17 protein-coding genes and 2 tRNA genes are annotated in these 20,260 nt (G+C 63.1%); 6 read left to right on the top strand and 13 right to left on the bottom strand.

The features are described from left to right. Positions 1-4: 4 nt before the first annotated feature. From ACIQ17_RS03400 to dusB, 5 genes are all read right to left on the bottom strand, one after another. Positions 5-1,375 (bottom strand): sigma-54-dependent transcriptional regulator, encoded by a 1,371-nt coding sequence (locus ACIQ17_RS03400; RefSeq protein WP_398465385.1) that lies wholly within the window; start codon positions 1,373-1,375, stop codon positions 5-7. A gap of 32 nt (positions 1,376-1,407) precedes the next feature. After that, complete coding sequence (locus ACIQ17_RS03395) at positions 1,408-3,690, bottom strand: ATP-binding protein (RefSeq protein ID WP_398465383.1); 2,283 nt, start codon at positions 3,688-3,690, stop codon at positions 1,408-1,410. A gap of 188 nt (positions 3,691-3,878) precedes the next feature. Beyond that, positions 3,879-5,321: a nitrogen regulation protein NR(I) gene (ntrC, locus tag ACIQ17_RS03390; RefSeq protein WP_233021612.1), complete on the bottom strand. Its 1,443-nt coding sequence runs from the start codon at positions 5,319-5,321 to the stop codon at positions 3,879-3,881. Positions 5,322-5,335: 14 nt separating this feature from the next. Then, positions 5,336-6,493, bottom strand: a complete 1,158-nt coding sequence (locus ACIQ17_RS03385) for a nitrogen regulation protein NR(II) (protein WP_398465380.1) — start codon at positions 6,491-6,493, stop codon at positions 5,336-5,338. Next, complete coding sequence (dusB, locus tag ACIQ17_RS03380; RefSeq protein WP_398465412.1) at positions 6,490-7,491, bottom strand: tRNA dihydrouridine synthase DusB; 1,002 nt, start codon at positions 7,489-7,491, stop codon at positions 6,490-6,492. Before dusB ends, ACIQ17_RS03385 begins: the two co-directional genes overlap by 4 nt. A 261-nt stretch (positions 7,492-7,752) precedes the next feature. Between dusB and ACIQ17_RS03375 the strand changes: the two genes are divergently transcribed. After that, complete coding sequence (locus ACIQ17_RS03375; protein ID WP_398465378.1) at positions 7,753-8,934, top strand: bifunctional 2-C-methyl-D-erythritol 4-phosphate cytidylyltransferase/2-C-methyl-D-erythritol 2,4-cyclodiphosphate synthase; 1,182 nt, start codon at positions 7,753-7,755, stop codon at positions 8,932-8,934. A gap of 1 nt (position 8,935) precedes the next feature. Then, a complete protein-coding gene (locus tag ACIQ17_RS03370) occupies positions 8,936-9,556 on the top strand; it encodes a CinA family protein (protein ID WP_398465376.1) in 621 nt (206 codons plus the stop codon). A gap of 33 nt (positions 9,557-9,589) precedes the next feature. Here ACIQ17_RS03370 and ACIQ17_RS03365 read toward each other — a convergent pair whose 3' ends face one another. Beyond that, the gene (locus tag ACIQ17_RS03365) at positions 9,590-10,048 is read right to left on the bottom strand and encodes a type II toxin-antitoxin system RatA family toxin (protein ID WP_398465374.1); all 459 of its coding nucleotides are present in this window, start codon (positions 10,046-10,048) and stop codon (positions 9,590-9,592) included. A gap of 10 nt (positions 10,049-10,058) precedes the next feature. After that, entirely contained in the window at positions 10,059-11,018 is a 960-nt protein-coding gene (gene lipA / locus ACIQ17_RS03360) for a lipoyl synthase (protein ID WP_398465372.1), read from the bottom strand. Between the two features lie 101 nt (positions 11,019-11,119). Between lipA and ACIQ17_RS03355 the strand changes: the two genes are divergently transcribed. Further along, on the top strand, positions 11,120-11,719 hold the full coding sequence (locus ACIQ17_RS03355; RefSeq protein ID WP_398465370.1) for a DNA-3-methyladenine glycosylase: 600 nt from the start codon (positions 11,120-11,122) through the stop codon (positions 11,717-11,719). A 139-nt stretch (positions 11,720-11,858) separates the two neighbouring features. On the opposite strand, the gene ACIQ17_RS03350 is transcribed toward ACIQ17_RS03355, so the two are convergent. The 5 genes from ACIQ17_RS03350 to ACIQ17_RS03330 all read right to left on the bottom strand — a co-directional run bounded on the left by ACIQ17_RS03350 (position 11,859) and on the right by ACIQ17_RS03330 (position 18,356). Next, positions 11,859-14,735: a valine--tRNA ligase gene (locus ACIQ17_RS03350; protein ID WP_398465368.1), complete on the bottom strand. Its 2,877-nt coding sequence runs from the start codon at positions 14,733-14,735 to the stop codon at positions 11,859-11,861. 160 nt (positions 14,736-14,895) lie between these two features. Beyond that, positions 14,896-15,606, bottom strand: coding sequence for a PopZ family protein (locus tag ACIQ17_RS03345; RefSeq protein WP_398465366.1), 711 nt, complete (start codon positions 15,604-15,606; stop codon positions 14,896-14,898). Positions 15,607-15,904: 298 nt separating this feature from the next. After that, on the bottom strand, positions 15,905-17,296 hold the full coding sequence (locus ACIQ17_RS03340; RefSeq protein WP_398465364.1) for a TolC family outer membrane protein: 1,392 nt from the start codon (positions 17,294-17,296) through the stop codon (positions 15,905-15,907). Positions 17,297-17,551: 255 nt separating this feature from the next. Next, on the bottom strand, positions 17,552-18,133 hold the full coding sequence (locus ACIQ17_RS03335) for a protein-L-isoaspartate O-methyltransferase (RefSeq protein ID WP_398465362.1): 582 nt from the start codon (positions 18,131-18,133) through the stop codon (positions 17,552-17,554). Between the two features lie 148 nt (positions 18,134-18,281). Continuing rightward, a tRNA-Asn gene (locus tag ACIQ17_RS03330) sits at positions 18,282-18,356 on the bottom strand. 272 nt (positions 18,357-18,628) lie between these two features. On the opposite strand from ACIQ17_RS03330, the gene ACIQ17_RS03325 reads away from it, so the two are divergent. The 3 genes from ACIQ17_RS03325 (at position 18,629) to ACIQ17_RS03315 (ending at position 19,449) form a co-directional block, all read left to right on the top strand. Then, positions 18,629-18,817, top strand: coding sequence for a hypothetical protein (locus ACIQ17_RS03325; RefSeq protein WP_398465360.1), 189 nt, complete (start codon positions 18,629-18,631; stop codon positions 18,815-18,817). A gap of 203 nt (positions 18,818-19,020) precedes the next feature. Continuing rightward, positions 19,021-19,269: a hypothetical protein gene (locus ACIQ17_RS03320; RefSeq protein WP_398465358.1), complete on the top strand. Its 249-nt coding sequence runs from the start codon at positions 19,021-19,023 to the stop codon at positions 19,267-19,269. 106 nt (positions 19,270-19,375) lie between these two features. Further along, positions 19,376-19,449: transfer RNA gene (locus ACIQ17_RS03315), tRNA-Cys, on the top strand. Between the two features lie 61 nt (positions 19,450-19,510). Here ACIQ17_RS03315 and ACIQ17_RS03310 read toward each other — a convergent pair. Beyond that, on the bottom strand, positions 19,511-20,239 hold the full coding sequence (locus ACIQ17_RS03310) for a tRNA-uridine aminocarboxypropyltransferase (RefSeq protein WP_398465356.1): 729 nt from the start codon (positions 20,237-20,239) through the stop codon (positions 19,511-19,513). Between the last annotated feature and the right edge of the window lie 21 nt (positions 20,240-20,260).

Raw genomic sequence — 20,260 nt, 5'->3', positions numbered from 1 at the left:
TGATTTAGCCGACGCCGAGCGCCTTCAATTTGCGATGCAGGGCGGAGCGCTCCATGCCGACGAATTCGGCGGTGCGCGAGATGTTACCGGAGAAACGGCTGATCTGCGCAATCAGATAATCGCGCTCGAACACTTCGCGCGCCTCGCGCAGCGGCAGGCCCATGATGTGCTCGCCATTGTTGGAGGTCGGCATCGACGGGACCATGGAGCCGACGTCCTGCGGCAGCATGTCGGCGGTGATGATCACCTCCGGCCCGCCGCCGGCAAGGATCATGACGCGCTCGACGTTGTTGCGAAGCTGGCGGACATTGCCGGGCCAGACATGGGACTGCAGCACGGCCATGGCATCCTGGCCGATCTGGCGCTTGGGCAGGCCGGTATTGGCGGAAATCTGCTCCATGAAGAATTCGATCAGCTCCGGGATGTCCTCGCGATGCTCGGACAGCGGCGGGACACGGATCGGCACCACAGACAGGCGGTGATAGAGATCCTCGCGGAAGGTACCGGCCGCGATTTCCTCTTCGAGGTTGCGGGCGGTGGAGGAGATGATGCGGACATCGACACTGACCTTGGTCGTGCCCCCTGCCCGCATGAAGGTCTGATCGACCAGAACGCGCAGGATCTTGTTCTGGGTCTCGCGCGGCAGATCGCCGATCTCGTCGATGAACAGCGTGCCGCCATGGGCTTCCTCCAGCGCGCCGGCCTTGCGCTGCTGTTCGCCATTGGTCTGCTCGGTGCCGAACAGCTCCAGTTCCATGCGCTCCGGCGTGATCGCCGCCGCGTTGATGACCACGAACGGGCCGTTGGCGCGCGAGGACGAGGCGTGCAGCGTGCGTGCGGCCAGCTCCTTGCCGGCCCCAGATGGGCCGACGATGAGGATGCGGCTGTTCGCCTTGGCAGCGCGATCGATGGTCTGGCGCAGCTGGTTCATGGCAGCTGAGCGGCCGGTCACCTTGCTGGCGATCGGCGCCATCTGCTTGAGTTCGCGCACCTCGCGTTTGAGGCGGGAGGTCTCGAGCGCGCGGGTGGCGACGAGGATCAGACGATCAGCCTTGAACGGCTTCTCGATGAAGTCATAGGCACCGCGCTTGATGGCGGCGACCGCGGTTTCGATATTGCCGTGGCCGGAGATCATGACGACCGGCAGGTCCGGGTTGTCCTTCTTCACCTGTTCGAGCAGCTGCAGGCCGTCCAGCTTGCTGCCCTGTAGCCAGATGTCGAGAAAGACGAGATTGGGACGCCGGTTAGAAATTTCGTTGAGCGCGCTGTCACTGTCGCGCGCGGTGCGCGTCGTGAAACCTTCGTCCTCCAGAATACCCGCGACGAGGTCGCGGATATCGGCTTCGTCGTCGACGATCAGAATGTCATTTGCCATGGCTCAAAAAATCCTGGTCACGTTTCTTCTGTTCAACTGCCGGTGACGGCTTCGATCTTCGTTTCTTTGTCGGAAGACGTCTTCGCCTCTCCGCTCCCCGCATCGGGCTTCTGGCCGGAGATGGCGAAACGCAACCGCATCCAGGCGCCGCGCTGGCCCGGCTTGATGCTGGAAGCGTCTCCGAGCTCGATACCCCCGCCGTGATCTTCAAGCACCTTACCGACGATGGCGAGGCCCAGGCCGGTGCCTTTCTCGCGCGTGGTCACATAGGGCTCGAGCAGGCGCGAACGGTTGCTGGTCGGCAGGCCGATGCCGTTATCGACGACGTCGATGACGATCTGGCCGTTCTCGCTGAACGCTGTGACGTCAATGCGACCTTTGCCGAGTTCTTCCGGCGGCACGGCCTCAATGGCCTCGGCGGCGTTCTTGATGATGTTGGTGAGCGCTTGCGAGATCAGCCGGCGGTCGAACTGCGCCCGCAGCGGCTCTTCCTTGATCTCGGCAGTAAGGTCGAGTTCGGGATGGCCGACGCGCATCAAGAAGACCGCCTGGCGGACGGTATCGGCGACATCCTCGCCCTCGATCACGGGCTTCGGCATCCGCGCAAAGCGCGAGAATTCGTCCACCATGCGGCGGATGTCCTCGACCTGGCGCACGATGGTGTCGGTGCATTGCTCGAAGATCTGCTTGTCATCAGTGATGACCTTGCCGAATTTGCGCTTGATGCGCTCGGCGGAGAGCTGGATCGGCGTCAGCGGATTCTTGATCTCATGGGCGATGCGGCGTGCCACGTCGGCCCAGGCCGACGTGCGCTGCGCAGACACGAGATCGGTGATGTCGTCGAGGGTGATGATGTAGCTGTCGCGGGACTGGCTCGTTTGCTCAGCGGAAATGCGAACGGAGAGATTGCGCTCCCGCCCTTCGCGATCGATGGTGATCTGCCCCTGCACCCGGCGCTGCGAGCTTTCGCGGGCGTTCTGCATGAGCTCGTCGAGTTCGGGGATGATCTCGTGCAGGGGATGGCCCAGCACTTCGGATTCCGAATGACCAACCAGCTTCTCGGCGGACCGGTTGAGAATGCCGATGATGTTGGAGCCGTCGACGCCGATGATGCCGGCGCTGGCCGACGACAGCACGGCCTCGATGAAGCGGCGGCGGCTGTCGATGACGTCCGAAGCCGAGACCAACTCGTCGCGCTGGGTGCGCAGTTCCGATGTCATCTTGTTGAAGGTCTCGCCGAGATGGGCGAGATCGCCTTCCGACTGGATCACAGGCACCTGCACATGGAGGTCACCAGTCGAGACCATGTTGGCGGCACTGACGAGACGGCGTATCGGGGCCACCAGCCAGTTCGAGAAGTTGAGGCCGATCAGCACGGCCGACATCAGCACCGTCAGCGCGATGACGGTGAACATCAGGCCGAAGGCGATCTGGATGCCGAGGCGACGGGATTCCAGCTCGGTGTAATCAGCGACGCTGGCCTGGGTCTGTGCCATCTGGGCGACGACGCGCGGATCCAGTTTTCGCGCGACATAGAGATACATGTTGTCGAAAGCGCGCAGCTTGATGACCGCGGCGACATAGTTGCCATCGGGAATGATGGTGATGGCGGGTTCGGCATTGCCGACATTGACCAGAAACTCGGCCGGCGGCGGCTCGAATTCCGGCTTCACGCCGGGCTGGTCGGGTTCGAGGACCGTGCGATCCTTGTCGATCAGCATGGCGCCCGGCAGGTTGCGCGCCTTGGCATTCGCCAGCATCAGCGACCGGAACGTGCCGCGATCCTGATAGAACAGCGGCTGGATACGGGCGAGATCATCCGCCATGCCGAGGATGTCGCCGCCGATCAGTTGCGCATGCTCGTTCACATAAGCGCGCGCCACCGTCATCGAATTGCCTATCACCGCCTTGGTCGGACCCGAGAACAGGCGATCGAGGCCGCGATCGAGGGTGACGTTGGCAACGATGGACACCAGCACCGCTGGCAGTACCGCAATGACCGAGAAGAGGCTGACGATCTGCACATGCAGCCGCGCCGCTGCCCTGCCGCGGCGCCGGGCTTGCACGACCTTCCAGATCTCCCGCGCAATGATCAGCACCAGCAGCAGGACGGTGGCGGCATTGATCAGCAGGAAGGAGACGACCACCAGATGGGTGGGCGCGAGTGGCGTCAGGCCATTGAGAACGAGGAAGGTGAAACAGGCCGAGAGCAGCGCCATCCCCACGGCCACGGGCACGAACAGCCGTCGCAGAGGCCTGCGCGACTCGAATACCGATGGTTCGAAGACTGGTGGAGACGTCTCTGCGTTCGTCATTCCGGGATTTTTTGCTGAGCGAGCCGTTACGCGGGCTGGGTCGCTACCTACCGCGCACTGATGCAATCATACAACAATGTTGCTCAATTACGACAAATCCGCGGCGTGGTACAGCCGCGGATTGCGCAACTCGCTCAATTTCACCGTTTGAACGATGAAAAATAAGGAATGTCCGACCGTAGAAGCGATCACCCGCCGGTGCGATACACCTGAATATCCAGATCCCTGATCTTCTTCCGCAATGTGTTGCGGTTGAGACCGAGCAGATCGGCGGCGCGAATCTGATTCCCGCGCGTCGCGGCCAAAGCAGCGGTCAGCAACGGCACCTCGATCTCGCGAAGGATGCGATGATAGAGGCCCGGCGGCGGCACGCCGTTCGGGAAGCTGGAGAAGTGAGAGGACAGATAGACCTCCACGGCCCCACCCAGATTATCCACGGTGGTCGGCGCGTTACCACCCGAGACCACAGCCGGCGGCGCGAGTTCACCATCGATCACCGGACCCGTGATGACGTCCTGCGGATAGAGGGCCGCCAGACGACGGGCGAGGTTTTCCAGTTCGCGGACGTTACCGGGCCAGCGATGCTGCTTCATCCGCTCGAGCGCCAAGGCGTCGAGCTTCTTCGGCGGCAGGCCGTCCTTCTCGGCGAGTGCGAAGAAATGGCGGATCAGGTCCGGCAGATCTTCGATGCGTTCGCGCAGCGGCGGCAGGCGCAGCGGCACGACATTGAGGCGGAAGAACAGATCCTCGCGGAACAGGCCCTGCTGGATCAGGATGCGGAGGTCCTTGTTCGATGCCGCGACGATGCGGACGTCAGTCTTGATCGGGGTGCGGCCGCCAACCGTGGTGTATTCGCCCTGCTGCAGCACGCGCAGCAGACGGGTCTGTGCTTCCATCGGCATATCGCCGATTTCGTCGAGAAACAGCGTGCCGCCTTCGGCCTGCTCGAACCGGCCGGTGGCGCGGGCATTGGCGCCGGTGAATGCGCCGCGCTCATGGCCGAACAGTTCGGACTCGATGAGGTCACGCGGGATCGCCGCCATGTTGACCGCGACGAACGGGCCGTTGCGACGCTTGCCGTAGTCGTGCAGCGCGCGGGCGACCAGTTCCTTGCCGGTGCCGCTCTCGCCGGAGATCATGACCGTCAGATCGGTCTGCATCAGGCGGGCGAGGACGCGGTAGATCTCCTGCATCGCCGGCGAGCGGCCGACCAGCGGGATCGAGTCGAACTCGCCGTCATCGTCATTGCTGGCCACCCGCTCCTTCGGCTCCGCCAGAGCGCGGCCGACGATGGCGATCAACTCCTTCAGGTCGAACGGCTTCGGGAGATATTCGTAGGCACCCCGCTCCGACGCGCGGATCGCGGTCATGAAGGTGTTCTGCGCGCTCATCACGATGACCGGCAGATTGGGCCGCATCTTCTTGATGCGCGGGAGAAGGTCGAAAGCGTTTTCGTCAGGCATCACCACGTCGGTGATGACGAGATCGCCCTCCCCCTGGCTCACCCAGCGCCACAATGTGGCGGCGTTACCGGTGAGGCGCACCTCGTATCCCGCGCGTGAGAGCGCCTGATTGAGGACCGTGCGGATCGCCGTATCATCATCCGCAACCAGAATACTTCCTGCAGGCATCGTCAGTCCTCTACTTAAGTCTGCGAGCCGGACGATGCACGCGCATCGTCGCTGCTCGGATCAATGGTCTTCGCTGGATTGAACATCGGCAACAGCACGCGGAAGGTCGTCTTTCGGGGTTGGGACTCGCACTCGATGATCCCGCCGTGATCGCCGATGATCTTCGCGACCAATGCAAGACCCAGGCCGCTTCCGGTCGGCTTGGTCGTCACAAAGGGATCGAACAGGTTCGGCAACAGGTCTTCGGGAACACCGGGGCCGTTGTCCTTGACGCAGAATTCCAGCGGCAGCGACACGCGCGACTTCTTGCCCGGCACCGACAGGCGCACGCCCGGGCGGAACGCCGTGGTGAGCTGGATCTCGCCGTCCGAGCCAAGATCGACAATGGCCTCGGCGGCGTTCTTCACCAGATTCAGGAAGACCTGGATGAGCTGGTCCTGATTGGCCAGCACCGGCGGCAGCGACGGATCGTAATCCTCGATGAAACGGATATTTCGCGCGAATCCGGACTGCGCGAGGCGCTTCACATGGTCGAGGACCGAGTGGATGTTGACCGGGCCACGCGCCACCGGGCGCTCATCGCCGAACACTTCCATCCGGTCGACCAGCGTGACGATGCGGTCGGCCTCGTCGGTGATCAGGCGGGTCAGCATGCGATCTTCGGCTGAGGCCTGCTGCTCCAGCAGTTGCGCGGCGCCGCGGATACCGGAGAGCGGGTTCTTGATCTCATGGGCCAGCATGGCGGCCAGTGCCGTCACCGACCGCGCGGCGCTGCGATGGGTCAGCTGGCGGTCCATCTTGTCGGCGATGGTACGTTCCTGCAGCATCACCACGATATGGCCAGCACGCTCGGTGAGCGGCGCCACATGCAGATCGACCTGCCGATCGCCGCCAATGCGCGGGGTGCCGAGATCGACCTTGTATTCGTTCACCGGCGAATTGGCCGCGCGCACCTGATCGATCAGCGCCAGCAGCGGACTGCCGAACGGCACCAGCTCCTTCAGCGACTGCCGGCGCAGGAATTGCGCGGAAATGTCGAAGAAGGATTCCGCGGACATGTTGGCATCGACGATTTTGCCGTCCGGCGCGATCACAAGGATCGGATGCGGCAGCGCGTTGAGGATGGCCTCGCTGTCGGCGGGGGCTGGCCGGCGATATTCTGCGGCGCTCATGCGGCAGCACTCCATGCGAAATCGTCGAAGGCCTCGTTCAGCGCGCGATGCACGCCGGACGGATCTTCGGAGGTGAGAATTCTTCCGCGCCAAGTCTTGAGCTTTTCAGCCGGCGCGCTGCTCGAGGCCGCGGCAGCATCGAGGGCCCAGCCGAGATGCTTGCGCGCATGGCGCAGGCCAATGCGCAGACCGTAATGGCGGCACACGTGATCGTAGAGTGCGACGACATAAGCGAGCTGCTGCTCCAGCGTCGGCGCAAGTTCAGCAATGCCGCTTTCGAGCTGACGGCCGATCTGACCGGGCAACCATGGCTGACCATAGGCGCCGCGGCCGACCATGACCGCATCGGCGCCGGAGGCTTCAAGCGCGCTTACGGCCTTGTCGTAAGAGGTGATGTCGCCATTGACGACGACGGGGATGTTCACTGCGTCCTTCACCGGACGTACGGCATCCCAATTGGCGTCACCCTTGTAGAACTGGCAGCGGGTGCGGCCGTGTACGGTGATGAGCTGGACACCCGCCTCCTCTGCGCGACGCGCGAGTTCGGAGGCATTCATCGAGCGGTCGTCCCAGCCGAGCCGCATTTTCAGCGTGACCGGGACTTTCACCGCGGAAATCGTGGCCTCGATCAGCCTCAGCGCGTGATCCAGATCTCGCATCAGCGCCGAGCCAGACTGGCCACCGGTCACGTGCCGCGCCGGACAGCCCATATTGATATCGATGATGTCAGCACCACTGCCCTCGGCGATCCGTGCGCCCTCGGCCATCCAGTGCGCCTCGCAGCCGGCGAGCTGCACCACATGCGGACCGATCCCGGTGGCCTCGCAGCGCAGGACTGACATCGGACGGCCATTCACGAGATCGTCGCTGGCGGTCATTTCTGAGACCACGAGGCCGGCACCAAGCTCTGCGGTCAGGCGACGGAACGGGGCATCGGTAATCCCCGACATCGGCGCAAGCACGACCCGATTGGCGATTTCAACGTCACCAATCTTCAACCGTTTGCTGTATGATGCGTCCGGGTTCACAGACTTGCTCACGTTACTCGGTCCCGCAGCATTGCGGCGACTGGGCGCAGTATGCGCACATTTGTTGTGCAGTCAACGTTCATGCCTACACATTAGCCAAAGCCAACAGCTTTGCAAGTGCAGTGCAGCAATGCACGTTTATGCGTCATGCTCACGCAAACCTACTGTTTTTCGGCGCGACCGTGCTAAGGGCTGTGCGACAAACGATTACCCCTTAATCACCTGAGCCTGATGACAAAATCACCGAAAACCGCCGCCATCATCGTTGCTGCCGGCCGGGGGCTGCGCGCCGGAGGCGGCGGTCCGAAGCAATATCGCACCATCGGCGGCCGACCTGTCATCGCGCGCGCCATGGAGCCTTTCTGCGCGCATCCACAGGTGTTCGCTGTGCAGCCGATCACCAACCCCGACGATGTCGCCCTGTTCAATGAGGCCGTCGCAGGGCTCCGGTACCAGGCTCCCGCCAATGGCGGCGCGACTCGCCAGGCGTCGGTGCATGCCGGGCTGGAAGCACTGGCCGCTCACGCGCCGGAGATTGTGCTGATTCACGACGCCGCCCGTCCCTTCGTCTCCCCGGCCGTGATCGAGCGCGCGATTGCCGCTGCCCAGCTCACCGGCGCCGCGGTGCCGACAGCGCCGGTCGTGGACACGATCAAGGTCGTCAACGGCGAAGGTCATGTGGAGGCGACACCCGAGCGCGCAAAACTGCGCATCGCACAGACGCCACAAGCCTTTCGTTTCGATGTCATCCTCGCGGCGCATCGTCGTGCCGCAGCCGAGGGACGTGACGATTTCACCGACGATGCCGCACTCGCTGAATGGGCGGGATTGACCGTGGCAACCTTTGAAGGCGATCCTGCAAATATGAAGCTGACGACTCCCGAAGATTTTTCCCGCGAAGAAGCCCGCCTCGCCGCCTCGCTCGGCGATATCCGCATGGGCACGGGCTATGACGTGCACGCCTTCGGCGATGGCGATCACCTGATGATCTGCGGCGTTCGCGTACCACATACGCGCGGCTTCCTTGCGCACTCCGACGGCGACGTCGGTCTGCATGCGCTGGTCGACGCGATCCTCGGCGCATTGGCCGACGGCGATATCGGTTCGCACTTTCCGCCGAGCGATCCGCAATGGAAGGGCGCAGCGTCCGACAAGTTTCTGGAATATGCCGTCGGCCGCGTGACCGCGCGCGGCGGCAAGATCGCCAATCTCGAAGTGACGCTGATCTGCGAACGGCCGAAAATCGGCCCGCTGCGTGACGCCATGCGCACGCGCATCAGCGAGATCTCCGGCGTGCCGGTGTCGCGCGTCGCAGTGAAGGCAACGACCAGCGAGCGTCTCGGCTTCACCGGCCGCGAGGAAGGCATCGCAGCAACCGCGGCGGCGACGATCCGCCTACCCTGGGTGGACTGACATGGCTGGCAGCGACGCAAGAGCCCTCTCCCGCGCGCTGCTCGATCTGTGTCGCAGCCGCAAGCTGACGATCGCAACGGCGGAGAGTTGTACCGGCGGCCTCGTCGCCGGCGCATTGACGGAAATCCCGGGCTCGTCTGACGTGATCGACCGAGGTTTTGTCACCTATTCCAATGACGCCAAGCGCAAGATGCTTGGCGTCAAGGCGACGACGCTGGAGAGCTTTGGCGCCGTCAGCAAGGAGACCGCCATCCAGATGGCCGTCGGCGCGCTGGAAGAAGCCGATGTCGATCTTGCGGTGTCCATCACCGGCATCGCCGGCCCCGGCGGCGCGACGCCGGGCAAGCCGGTCGGCCTCGTGCACTTTGCCGTGGCCGCGCGTGATGGACGGATTGTCGATAAGGAATTCCGGTTCGGTGCGATCGGTCGCTCGGCGGTGCGTCAGCGCTCGGTGCTGGAAGCGCTGCGGATGCTGATGGAATTGGCGCGCGGGCCGCAGCAAGCGGCGAAGAAGCGCGAACTCGCGAGCAGCGTGCGGACGCGGGTGGCGCGGTCACCGCGACGCAAGGCGGCCACAAGGCCGGTGAAGAAGCCGATCAAGCCAAAACCCAAGGCGGAGTAAGCGTAGGATAAGTAACGCTGCGCTCAACCCATTCTACGCTTTCGCCCGATACACCTCATCCGCCCGCTTCTCGAACGCCGCGGCAAAGCGCTGGAACGCTGCGTCGAACATCGAGCCCATCAGCAAGGCCAGCATACGGCTTTTGAATTCGTAATTGATGAAGAAGCCGACATCGCATTCGGTCTCGCTCTTCGACTCGAACGTCCATCGATTTTCGAGATTGCTGAACGGGCCACGCAGATATTCGACGAGGATCTTCAGATTAATGCGGTCGAGCGTGACCTTGCTCGTAAAGCTCTCCTGCACCAGCTTGAAAGAAACCGTCATGTCGGCAACGATCACTTCGGTGCCGTCGGCATTCGGCGTGCGCTGGCGTATCTTCAGCGCCTTGCAGAGCGGGACGAACTCCGGATAGCGCTCGACATCGGCCACGAGGTCGAACATCTGCGGCGCGCTGTGGCGCACCCGGCGCTTGTTGGCAAATCTCGGCATTCTCGATCACTCAGCGCGCGATGGCTTCGCGCGCCGCCTTGAGCTTGGCAAAATCCTCGCCGGCATGATGCGACGAGCGGGTCAGCGGCGAGGCCGACACCATCAGGAAGCCTTTCGTGTAGGCGACCTTCTCATAGCCTGCGAATTCATCCGGCGTCACATAGCGCGACACGACATGGTGCTTGCGGGTCGGCTGCAGATATTGCCCGATGGTGAGGAAGTCGATGTCGGCCGAGCGCATGTCGTCCATCACCTGCAGCACTTCCGGCCGCTCCTCGCCGAGCCCGACCATGATGCCCGACTTGGTGAAGATGGTGGGATCGAGATCCTTCACCTTCTGCAACAGCCGCAGCGAATGGAAGTAGCGCGCGCCGGGGCGGACCGTGAGGTAGCGCGACGGCACGGTTTCGAGATTGTGGTTGAACACATCCGGCTTCGCCGCAACGACGACTTCCAGGGCGCCCGGCTTGCGCAAAAAGTCCGGCGTCAGGATTTCGATGGTGGTGGTCGGACACGCCTCACGGATGGCGCGGATGGTCTGCGCAAAATGTTCGGCGCCGCCATCGGCGAGATCGTCCCGGTCCACCGAGGTGATGACCACGTGATGCAGGCCGAGTTTGCGCACGGCTTCGGCGACATGGGCCGGCTCCATCGCGTCGAGCGCGTTCGGCATGCCGGTCTTGACGTTACAGAACGCACAGGCACGGGTGCAGGTGTCACCCATGATCATGAAGGTGGCATGCTTCTTCTGCCAGCACTCGCCGATATTCGGGCAGCCGGCCTCCTCGCACACGGTGACGAGGCCGTTCTCCTTGACGATCTTGCGGGTGTCGCCATAGCCACGGCTTGTCGGCGCACGCACGCGGATCCAGTCCGGCTTCTGCGGCGAAAAATTGTCCGGACGATTCACCTTTTCAGGATGACGCGGACGGATTTGCGACGATGATACGGTATCGAGGACGGTGACCATGAATTGTCCGTTCTGTGCAACGCTCTAGGTAATCCGCCGGACGCCCGCTCGCAACCCGCCCTCGCCCGACCCGGCCCTGCATCCAAGCATATCGTAAGAGAATGGCCCGAAAACCTGACCAAACCACCCCCAAGCTCGGCAAAGCACTGAATCGCAAGTTCTTTGACCGCAGCGTCCATGAGGTTGCTCCGGAACTGATCGGCGCGACCTTGCTCGTAGATGGCGTCGGTGGCCTGATCGTGGAAGTGGAGGCCTATCATCACACCGATCCGGCCGCGCATTCGTTCAACGGGCCTACGCCGCGCAACCGGGTCATGTTCGGCCCCGCCGGCTTTGCCTATGTTTATCGCATCCATCAGGTCTATTGCGTGAATGCGGTCTGCGAGGCCGAGGGCTCAGCCAGTGCCGTGCTGATCCGCGCGTTGCAGCCCACCTTTGGACTGGACGAGATGCGGACGCGGCGCGGGGTGGAAGATGAGCGGCTGCTCTGTTCCGGGCCTGGCCGGCTGTGCCAGGCGCTCGGCATCGGTCTTGCCCATAACGCGCTGGCGCTGGACAAGCCGCCGATCGAAATATTCGCGCGGACCGAGGTACCCGACGTGGTGGCGGGCATCCGGATTGGGATCAGCAAGGCGGTAGAGTATCCGTGGCGCTATGGCGTGCGCGGGTCGAAGTATCTGAGCAAGCCGTTCGCGAAATAAGGAAGCGCGCACATTCCCCGTTGTCGTCGCCCGGCTTGACCGGGCGACCCAGTAAGTACGGGCGGCGTGCTTATCATAGGCGTCGATGTCTACTGGATCCCCGCTTTCGCGGGGATGAAAGTGAGAGATGACCGCGCCCCTACGACATCCCCTTCAGCCGCTCCAGCGCTTCCAGCACCTTTGCCTTCCGCGCTTCGGCAGCCGCGCGCTTCTCGCGCTCTTCCTCGACAACCTCTTCCGCGGCATTCGCCACGAACTTCTCGTTCGAGAGCTTTGCGTCGGCGCGTTTGATATCGCCTTCGGCCTTGGCGAGTTCCTTTTCGAGACGCGCCTGCTCGGCCGCGACGTCGATCAGGCCCTTGAGCGGCAGGCCGGCGACTTCGCCGCGCACGATCAACTGCACGGTGCCTTCCGCCGCCTTGTCCGCAAACGAGATGTCGCCAAGGCGCGCGAGGCGCTTGATGACATCGCTCCAGCGCTGCGCGCGGGCCTGGGTCTCGGCCGAGGTTGCCACCAGCACCAGCGGCGTCAGCGTGGCCGGTGCGATATTCATCTCGGCGCGCAGCGAGCGCACCGCTGTGATGAGATCGACCACCCAGCCGATTTCGGCTTCGGCGGCGTCATCCGTGAAGTCGGCCGGCGCCTGCGCGTTGTCCCCGAGCAGGATCGGCGCGACGATCGGATCGCTCGCTGCGGTGGCAACAATGAGCGCCTCCTGCTCGCGGGTGATGCCGGTGGCCTTGCGCGACCACGGCGTCAACACCAGCAGGCCATCACGCTTTGCCGTCACCGCCCACAGCTCTTCGGTGATGAAGGGCATGAACGGATGCAGCAGCTTCAGAATCTCATCGCGCGCCCAGGCGACCATGGCGCGCGTCTCGGCCTTGGCCGGCCCGTCCTCGCCCATCATGAAGGGCTTGGCGAGTTCGAGATACCAGTCGCAATACACGTTCCAGACGAAGCGATAGGCGGCGCCTGCGGCGTCATTGAAGCGATACGCCTCGATGGCTTCGGTCACTTCGCGCGTCGCCTTGACGGTCTCATGCGCGATCCAGCGATTGAGCACTTCCTTCGCGGCGGTCGGATCGAAGCCGGCCGGCAGCACGCACTCGTTCATCTCGGCGAAGCGGCACGCATTCCAGAGTTTTGTCGCGAAATTGCGATAGCCCTCGACACGCGATGTCGCGAGCTTGATGTCGCGGCCCTGCGCCGCCATGGCGGCCAGCGTGAAGCGCAGCGCGTCGGCGCCGAACTGATCAATCAGGTTCAGGGGATCGATGACGTTGCCCTTCGACTTCGACATCTTGGCGCCCTTCTCGTCGCGAACGAGGGCGTGGATGTAGACGGTCGGGAACGGCACGTCCTTCATGAAGTGCATGCCCATCATCATCATGCGGGCGACCCAGAAGAAGATGATGTCGAAGCCGGTGACGAGCGTGTTGGTCGGGTAATAGCGCTTCACGTCTTCATCGGTCTGCGGCCAGCCGAGTGTCGAGAACGGCCAGAGCGCCGACGAAAACCAGGTGTCGAGCACGTCTTCATCGCGGGTGATGAAGCCGGCGCGCTTGTCAGGATCTTCCGCCATCTCGCGGGCCTGCTCTTCGGTGATGTGCTCCTGCTCGACATAGTAGCCGAGCGCATGGCCGACGGCCTCGTCCTCGGTCTCGGCGACGAACACCTTGCCGTCCGGGCCGTACCAGGCCGGGATCTGATGGCCCCACCACAGCTGGCGCGAGATGCACCACGGCTGGATGTTCTCCATCCATTCGTAATAGGTCTTTTCCCAGTTCTTCGGCACGAATTCAGTGGCACCGGTGCGCACAGCGGCAATCGCCGGCTGCGCCATGGTGTGGGCGTCGACATACCACTGGTCGGTCAAGAACGGCTCGATGACGACATTCGAACGGTCGCCATGCGGGACCATGTGAACATTCGGCTCGATCTTTTCTAGGAAGCCGAAATCCTCCAGCCGCTGCACGATGGCCTTGCGCGCGGCGAAGCGCTCCATGCCATGGAGTTCTTCAACGAGCTGCGACGTGCCTTCCGGCAGGCCGCGCAGATAGTCCTCGTTGTCAGCCAGCGCGAGCTTGCCTTCGATGTCGAGAATGCTGATGCGCGCGAGGCCGTGACGATTGCCGACGTCGAAGTCGTTGAAGTCATGCGCCGGCGTGATCTTGACCGCGCCCGATCCCTTTTCGGGATCGGAATATTCATCGCCGACGATCGGGATCAGGCGGCCGACCAGCGGCAGCACGACCTTCTTGCCGATCAGATCGATATAGCGTTCGTCGCTCGGATTCACGGCAACGCCGCTGTCGCCCAGCATCGTCTCCGGACGCGTGGTCGCGACGACGATGAAGCTCGACGGATCTTCCGGATTGAAGGTCTTGCCCTCGATCGGATAGCGCAGGTGCCAGAGGCTGCCCTTGACCTCGACCTGCTGCACTTCAAGATCGGAGATCGCAGTCAGCAGCTTCGGGTCCCAATTGACCAGACGCTTGTCCTTGTAGATCAGGCCCTCGCGATACAGTTGCACGAACACCTTAATGACGGCCTCGGACAGCCCCTCATCCATGGTGAAGCGCTCGCGCGACCAGTCGCAGGATGCGCCGAGGCGCTTCAACTGATTGACGATGGTGCCGCCGCTCTCGGCCTTCCACTTCCAGACGCGTTCAAGGAAGGCCTCGCGGCCCATCTCGCGGCGGCCGGGCTCCTTGCGCTCCATCAACTGGCGCTCGACCACCATCTGGGTCGCGATGCCGGCGTGGTCCGTGCCCGGTTGCCACAGCACGTCGCGGCCGCGCATGCGCTCGAAGCGACACAGCACGTCCTGCAGCGTGTTGTTGAGGGCGTGGCCCATATGCAGCGAGCCGGTCACGTTCGGCGGTGGGATCACGATCGTGTAGGGCTCGGCATCCTTGCGTTCGGGACGGCCAGCCTTGAAGGCGCCTTCGCTCTCCCACGCCGCCGCGATGCGGGCTTCGATATCGGCGGGCTGATAGGTCTTTTCGATCATGACGGATGCAATCAATCAGGAGTGTCAGGCCGTAAAAACGGCCATAAATGTGCCTGCGGTTAGAAACCCGCAGGACACGCGCAAGTCAACAGATGGCCGGTATATATGCCCGGAATGGGCCAAACGAAGGCCCGTTTCCGCCAGAGAGGGCTAACGGCGCTTAACGCCCGCCGCCGCGCGAGACGCGCTCGATCTCGGCCTTGACGATGCGTTCCACCAGTCCCGGCAGGTTGTCGTCGAGCCAGGTCTTGAGCATCGGCCGCAGCATCTCCTTGACGAGATCCTCCAGCGTGCGGGCATTGTTGCTGAGCACCGTATTCGCAAGCGAATGGAACGCAGATTCCACGGCTGACGCGGTGTTCTGCGACATCATGGGCGGCGTCATCGCCGGCTGTTCGCGCGGCTGGGAATCGTAGGACGGCGGATCAAAACGCGCCGAGGCGTGCATGCTGGCCGCAGCCGATTCTGCAAACTCCAGATCGTCGGCAGGTTCGACCCGCTGAAAAGCAGGTTCGGCTTCCTCGGTCACCACCATCTCATCGGTAAGTTCGAATACATCATCGACCGGATCGGCAGCGGCAGCCGGTTCGGAGGTCACCGCGTCGAGGCTCGCGAGCATCGCGTCGATATCGTCCTGGCTGTTGCTGGCGGCAGCAGGCTCGGGCGCCTTCTCGGGCGCTTTCGGCGGCGGTGCGGGCACGGGCTTCGGTGCCGCTGGCGGCACTGCGGCGACGACGGCCGGCTTCGGAGGCGCGGGTGCCGGGGCCGGCGCAGCCTCTGCGGGCTTGGCTTCGTCATCCGCGATGATACGACGGATCGACGCCAGAATCTCCTCCATGGAGGGTTCCTGGACCTTTGCAGGTTGCGTCATGTCCGACTCCGCATCGTCAAATCGATCGTCACTATCTTACACCAGACGAGGCTGAATATGGCGGCGCCCGGTTGCATCGGGCTGACCATTCATCACGCAAGCCTGACTTGTCCCCAGATCAAGCGACGCCTGACCACGAGCTGTCGCGAAACACCTGTGTGATGCATTCCGAATCGCGACGCCCCTGCATTGAACGCTACGTCATTGCATCAAATGATTGCAAGCAAAGGCGAAAAGCGAAAGGGCCGCCTTGCGGCGGCCCTTTGAAGCAGTGCGATGACAAGAGTACCGGGCTTGCTCAGCGTCCGTCCGGCGTGCGAACGCCAGCCCAGCTGTCGCGCACCTGATGATAGTGCACGCTGGGATCATAGACATTGGTGTTGAGCTTCATCACCGTCGGCGACAGACGGCCAACTGCGTTGAGCACGGCGTATGAGGCAACGACGCGGTCATGCTGTGCGGTGACGAGCGCGACGCGCGCGTTCACCAGCGCCTGCTGCGCGTTCAAGACGTCGAGCGTCGTGCGCTGACCCGCCTTGGCTTCTTCACGCACGCCGTTCAGCGCGATTTCCGACGCCTGCACCTGTGCCTGCGCCGACGCAACCTGCGCCCTGCCCGCCAGCAACTGCCCCCAGGCCTGCACGACGCTGGCGCGGGTCTGGTCGCGCACCTGCTCGAGCGCGAGGCGCTGCTGCGCCAGTGTTTCCTTGGACTGGCGGATCAGCGAATATTCGGCGCCGCCCTGATAGACCGGGATCGACACCTGCGCGACACCAGCGGCGGTCAAACCGCGCGGCGCAGTGATCGACTGGTCCCAGCCCTGCTGGATGCTCGCCTGCAGCGACACGGTCGGGAACAGCGCACCTTCATTGACCTTCACATTGAGGAAGCTGACGTCGATGCCATACATCGCGGCCGTGACGTTCGGATTCTCGACAAGTCCGAGATCCACGGCCGTCGGCAACGAGTTCGGCAGGAAACGATCGACCGGCGAGCCGGCCTGCAGCGCATTCGGCTCATTGCCGATGATGCGGCGGAAATTCGACCGCGTGGTGGTGAGATTCGACTCGGCCGTCAGCAACTGGGTGCGGCCGGCAGCAAGCTGGGCTTCGGACTGCGCCACGTCGGTGCGGGTCACTTCGCCGACATTGAAGCGATCGCGGGTCTGCTTCAGCGTCTGTTCGAGAACGCGGACGTTGCTCTTCTGCACTTCGACCACAGCGGAGTCGCGCAGATAGTCCATGTAGATGGTCGCAGCCGACAGCATCACCGTCTGCTCGAGAACGCGCAGACCTTCGCGCGCGGCCGACACCTGACCTTCGGCGGCGCGGGTTCGGTTGGCGGTCTGATTGCCGTTGTAAAGGTTCTGGGTGATGGTCGCGCCAACCGCGCGCGGCACCTGCACGCCATGAAGCGCGATCACGTTGCCGCCGATCACGCTGACCGAGTCGGTGTACTGATAGCCACCGCTCGCAGTGATCGCGACCCGGGGACGATAGCCCGACAATGCCTGCGGCACGTTCTCGTCGGTCGCGCGGACCGATGCACGCTGGGCGTTCAACTGCGGGTTATTCTGATAGGCGCGGACCAGTGCCGCTTCAATGGTGTCGGCGAAGCTCGGAGCTGTGCCGGAAAGCGACAACAACAAGGCCGCAACAGCAACGCCGGTGGAAACTTTTACGCGGCCCATTCAGGTAATCCATTCTTGCCACTCACCTATCCGGACTGCAGCGAAAGCTGCGCCAGACGGGTGAATCCGTTAGCGAGTCTCCACTCACCATATTCCTCGCAGGAGCGAGACGGAACCTCTCGTGGCGAGATCGCGGTGGAAACTTGGCAGCTGGGACATACAAGCCACACTTGTATTTCCAGCTCAGGTTCCCATGCGCGCTAGGGGGCGGCCCCGACCAGGGGCCTTGCCCGCGGGCGGGCCGCGCAGACGGCCTTAGAAGACGAATTCGGCCTTCCGCTCCAGGCCCGGCAGCACCGGAGCCACGGCATCGAACAGCGGGCGGCTGCCGAAATCGTCATGGGAATGGGTGACCATGGTGGCGCGCTGGGGCTTGGACTGGGCGAACACGCCGAGCAGCTTTCCGCCGGGGGCCAGCTGGCCATACAGGCCGGTCGGGGCGATTTCGGTGGCGCCGGCCATCACGATGACGTCATACGGACCGCTGGCAGCGTCCCCTTCAGGGCCCGCATTGGTCACTTTGCCGGCGATCTGGCCGATCACGGCAGCGGAATAGCCGCTGGAGCAGCCGACCACGAGCACCTTGTCGGTCGCCTTCAGCTCGGCGGCCTGCAGCATCTTGGCCAGCACCACCGGCTTGATCAGGAAGCGCTTCGCCTCCCCGGCCGCGCCGAGATCGAGATCGAGGTCGAGATAGGCCATCGGGCGCAGATGCGCCGGCACATACTCCTCCCGGGCCACCGACAGCATGGCGTCGATGATGCGCAGATCGGTGACGTCGCTCGGACGGACCTGGCCATCGACCATTTTCTGGCGGGCGGCGGAGAAGTCGGACATGGCAATCCCTTGGGTGAGTCTAGAAGGTCTCGAAGCTGAGGAATTACGGCAACACGGTGCCGCGGGCAAGGTGCGGAAAAGCACAGTTGCTGCGCAAGCGAAGGCGCTCGGGCATCCTGGCAGCATCGATCTCGGGAAAAAGGATAAATGGCTCCCCGGGCTGGATTCGAACCAGCGACCATTCGATTAACAGTCGAATGCTCTACCGCTGAGCTACCAGGGAAAGCGCGAACCTTGTCGCGTGCGGCAGCGTATAACAAAGCGATCCCGGCTTGGAAAGCAGGAAATGCGGAATGTTTCATCTTGTCGTCACGACCGGGGAAAACTCGCCGAAATCGCTGAAAACACCCGTATTTTCAAGGGCTGGCGCCGTTCTTGCCGGGAAAACTTTGACGGATCATGCCGCCTCACAGGACCTTTCCGTCGCCTTTTCGACTTATTGCGTCGCAAAGTTTGAGGTCCAGACCCAAGTCCAGAATCGAAACGAGGTGATTCATGCCCGCCCTGCACACCGACCGCGCGCTTCCGACCGACATCCACTCCCTGCCCCTGATCAGCGACGACGAATGCGTCTCGCGCCTCGCCGCAGCCGTGAAAACTCATGAGCGCGAGCACGACGATGACGACCATCTCGACGAGGTGGCATTGCTCATCGGTCGCCTCGCCGTGCCGATCGAAATCTGATCGCCTGCTGTCCCCAGAAGTCCTGACATCGGCTCGCGGCTTTACGCCGTGGCCGATGCGTTATGCGTCCGTAAAGTTTGCGTATGTTTTCCAGTGCCTGCCGATGCCATCGCGCCTTCACGGCCGATGATCTCCTGCAAATTGCGTCCGTCGTCGTAACCCTTCGGCAACCATCACGGCCCTGTGCGGTGGATCGCTACAATTTGAGCGATCCGCGCAACGTGACCACAAAAGCTTTTCGTCAAATTGCCCGCAAGACAGGGAGTTTGACCATGAGCGAAGCCGAGTTCGACTACATTCTGGAAGCGGTCCGGACCGAGATCGAAGCGGAGATCGAAGACGATTTTCGCAGCCAGATGATGTTTCTCGCGCCGATTCCGACCGCGGCCAACGACAATGAGGGCACCTGGCCCCATATTCCGTTCCCGGACGGCTGGCACGCCTCCTGCTGAGGCCGCCTCTCCAAGACCTTTGCGCGGTTGATGGTGGGAACCCGCGCGAAAGATACGAACCGGGCATTGCCTTAACGGCGAACGGTCTGTAACAAACCCGCTATGGGGCCATGTGGCGGAATGGTTACGCGCCGGTCTGCAAAACCGTTTATTCGGGTTCGATTCCCGACGTGGCCTCCATCAATCCGATCAATCACTTAGACGAATCGACGGAATCCGGACGGGCTTTCGCCCTGCCCGGTCACTTCTTCTTGCCGCGCCGGCGCCAGTCGCGCTTTTTCGCCTTTGGGGCGAGTTCCGGAATCTCGGCCTGCACCTCGCGATAGCGCACCAGCATGCGCTCGAAGCTCGCATTGAGCGTTTCCGCGATCTTGGGCTTCTTCTGCAGCGCCGACAGCACCATGCCGGCAGCCTCAATAGTGGACAGCCCGTCCTTGCGCGGTTCCTTACGCAGCTTGCCGTAAAGCGACGGCGCGGCCGGGCCGAGAATCACGCGCTGGCATTTCAGCATCCAGGCATTCCGCCACCACAGCGCCTTGGCCTGGCTCCAGGTGCCATCCAGCAGGATCACGCCCTCGATGTCGCGCAGCAGCGCCTTCTGATTCATCTCGGCCTCGCCCTTCCGGTCGATGGCGAGAATGTCGAGGTCGGTATCGTAATCCGCCACCTTGGCCGAGCCGAGATAGAGGATCGCCCAGCGCGCGGGATCGACGGTGCGGCCGAGAATTTTTGACAGGCTGGGCCAGGACAGGCCGACACGGACCTGCGCATTCTCGAAATGCTGCGCGGCGACGCGGGCCGTGCCGAGTGCTCGATCCTGTTCCTGCGGATGCTGCAGGATCAGAAGCTCGACGCGGCTCTCAACGAGTTCGATGCTGTCGCAGATGCACAGCGGCAGCGGCTTCTGGCAATGCGGGCATTCCGGGATCTCGATGATCTCGCCGGGCGGAAGGTCTTGGATGCTGGACATTGCCCGCTATACGCCGCGGGC

It is taken from the genome of Tardiphaga sp., from assembly GCF_044340795.1.
In the GTDB taxonomy this organism is placed as follows: Bacteria; Pseudomonadota; Alphaproteobacteria; order Rhizobiales; family Xanthobacteraceae; genus Tardiphaga.
The sequence above is the reverse complement of the archived record's forward strand: the minus strand, read 5'-3'. Positions and strand labels throughout refer to the sequence as shown.

Bases quoted from the DNA above. Each gene is read 5' to 3' on its own strand.
- ACIQ17_RS03325 (WP_398465360.1), top strand. From the start codon at position 18,629: ATGCCCGCCCTGCACACCGACCGCGCGCTTCCGACCGACATCCACTCC.
- lipA (WP_398465372.1), bottom strand. From the start codon at position 11,018: ATGGTCACCGTCCTCGATACCGTATCATCGTCGCAAATCCGTCCGCGT.
- ACIQ17_RS03310 (WP_398465356.1), bottom strand. From the start codon at position 20,239: ATGTCCAGCATCCAAGACCTTCCGCCCGGCGAGATCATCGAGATCCCG.
- ACIQ17_RS03370 (WP_398465376.1), top strand. From the start codon at position 8,936: ATGGCTGGCAGCGACGCAAGAGCCCTCTCCCGCGCGCTGCTCGATCTG.
- ACIQ17_RS03375 (WP_398465378.1), top strand. From the start codon at position 7,753: ATGACAAAATCACCGAAAACCGCCGCCATCATCGTTGCTGCCGGCCGG.
- ntrC (WP_233021612.1), bottom strand. From the start codon at position 5,321: ATGCCTGCAGGAAGTATTCTGGTTGCGGATGATGATACGGCGATCCGC.
- ACIQ17_RS03340 (WP_398465364.1), bottom strand. From the start codon at position 17,296: ATGGGCCGCGTAAAAGTTTCCACCGGCGTTGCTGTTGCGGCCTTGTTG.
- ACIQ17_RS03365 (WP_398465374.1), bottom strand. From the start codon at position 10,048: ATGCCGAGATTTGCCAACAAGCGCCGGGTGCGCCACAGCGCGCCGCAG.
- ACIQ17_RS03385 (WP_398465380.1), bottom strand. From the start codon at position 6,493: ATGAGCGCCGCAGAATATCGCCGGCCAGCCCCCGCCGACAGCGAGGCC.
- ACIQ17_RS03335 (WP_398465362.1), bottom strand. From the start codon at position 18,133: ATGTCCGACTTCTCCGCCGCCCGCCAGAAAATGGTCGATGGCCAGGTC.
- ACIQ17_RS03400 (WP_398465385.1), bottom strand. From the start codon at position 1,375: ATGGCAAATGACATTCTGATCGTCGACGACGAAGCCGATATCCGCGAC.
- ACIQ17_RS03345 (WP_398465366.1), bottom strand. From the start codon at position 15,606: ATGACGCAACCTGCAAAGGTCCAGGAACCCTCCATGGAGGAGATTCTG.
- ACIQ17_RS03355 (WP_398465370.1), top strand. From the start codon at position 11,120: ATGGCCCGAAAACCTGACCAAACCACCCCCAAGCTCGGCAAAGCACTG.
- ACIQ17_RS03395 (WP_398465383.1), bottom strand. From the start codon at position 3,690: ATGACGAACGCAGAGACGTCTCCACCAGTCTTCGAACCATCGGTATTC.
- ACIQ17_RS03350 (WP_398465368.1), bottom strand. From the start codon at position 14,735: ATGATCGAAAAGACCTATCAGCCCGCCGATATCGAAGCCCGCATCGCG.